We start from the raw sequence: 1,508 nt of genomic DNA, 5'->3' as shown, positions 1-1,508 counted from the left end.
CAGACCGAGTGACCACCTAGACGCTGATTCGGATTGACGCCCGTGCCTCCAACACCGATGCCGCAGTTGTCTTCTCCTGTTGCGGCAATAGCGATGGTATTGCCATCACCACTGATGTGGACCACACCGCCAAAGTTATCCCAAAGGCTGGGGTTAGGCGCTTTGATGTAAGTGGTAAAATCAAGCAACTTATGACCTGCACTTGTTTCAAACTGACTGTTGTTTGCAAACTCCCCCTGCCCTTCGAATATATAGGCCGCGCCAATGGAGACGGAATCTAATGGCTGACCAGAATCTGCATTACTTTCCATCCCATACGAGAAACAAGTAACTCTGCTGTTGGTGCCAATGAGGTTGGCGTGTTCGGTCGCCCCAACATTGGCCCCACAGCCCGATTCGCCTGGCGCACCGACCACCAAAACTTGATTGTTCCCGGATAGAATGGCCGCTTCGCCGAACTTATCTGAACTTTCTGCATTGGGAGCTTTAATGAGCGCAGTACCGAGTTGTCCTTGTAGCGTTTTCCATTTGAGGTAAACCGCGCCAGAATTGGGCGCAGAATCTGACCCTGGCTGCGAAGCTAAGCTATCTTCATATGGCGCCCCAACCACTATAGGGGCAAAGCTCGCCTCAGCAGCAAACGGAGCCGACATATAGCCGGCAAGCGATAAGTAAATGATAGATCGTAAGACATTCATAATGTCACTCCAGACTTATTTTCTATGTTAGGTGTTGTTATTTCTTCTTAAAACATGAATAACGAAGTTCACACTATTATTAATAACCCAACCAGCTTATTGATAATAATGATTGTTATTTAAACTTATTTGAAGCAATACACTTTAAATACCACAAAGAAGGTCATGGTTATCATTCGTGCATTCAAGATGCTACTTATTGTATATTAACTATTCAATATTAAATGAGCGAGATGTCGGGTATCGGATGGGTATTGTGCGGAATAACAGTGTATTTTACTGATGCAATCAATATTTCATTGGGCAATAAATACGTAACCATTCACCAGTGGGGCATTGACTAGCCAGTAGCCAGCCCGAACACATCCGGATACGGTTGCTTTCGGTTAACAGCCGTCACTATATCGCTGATGGTATCTAGCGCTGACATCCCGCGTTTCTTGCAGGTTTCGACCACCGACAGAACCCGCGAGCGGAACTGCTCTCCCCGGTGGGAGCTGGTGCGTTGCAACATCAAAACTGACCCCGTACTGAATTTTTTTAGGAAGCGATTTTTGCAGCCATTCCAAAATGTTTGTTTAGCCCATGATTTAGGCATTGTCGCAGTCACGGTATTAGGTAACGAGTTTAGATGTTGTAAAGCTGCATTAATATCTGAATCACTAGTTGCTTACTTCGCAGAGCCATGTAATTCCCCCTTAATGGTTGTTTTTTTTGATTAGGGCGAAAGAATATTTTTACTAACCGCCACGCGTCCTGCACTTTACTCTTGGAATAAACGCCAAGCCTTACAGCTATTAGTGATGGAAG

The 1,508-nt window shown here is 45.5% G+C and carries 1 protein-coding gene and 2 pseudogenes; all 3 read right to left on the bottom strand.

The window, feature by feature from the left end; translation table 11 throughout:
- Positions 1-698: pseudogene (locus L6J37_RS21155) on the bottom strand (hypothetical protein); the annotation flags it as partial.
- Between the two features lie 340 nt (positions 699-1,038).
- A pseudogene (locus L6J37_RS21150) lies at positions 1,039-1,224 on the bottom strand (IS66 family transposase); the annotation flags it as partial.
- 101 nt (positions 1,225-1,325) lie between these two features.
- A partial coding sequence (locus L6J37_RS21145; RefSeq protein ID WP_237796512.1) for a hypothetical protein occupies positions 1,326-1,508 on the bottom strand: 183 nt, incomplete at its 5' end.

It is taken from the genome of Photobacterium sp. WH77 (assembly GCF_022014395.1).
Taxonomy (GTDB): Bacteria; Pseudomonadota; Gammaproteobacteria; order Enterobacterales; family Vibrionaceae; genus Photobacterium; species Photobacterium arenosum.
The sequence above is the reverse complement of the archived record's forward strand: the minus strand, read 5'-3'. Positions and strand labels throughout refer to the sequence as shown.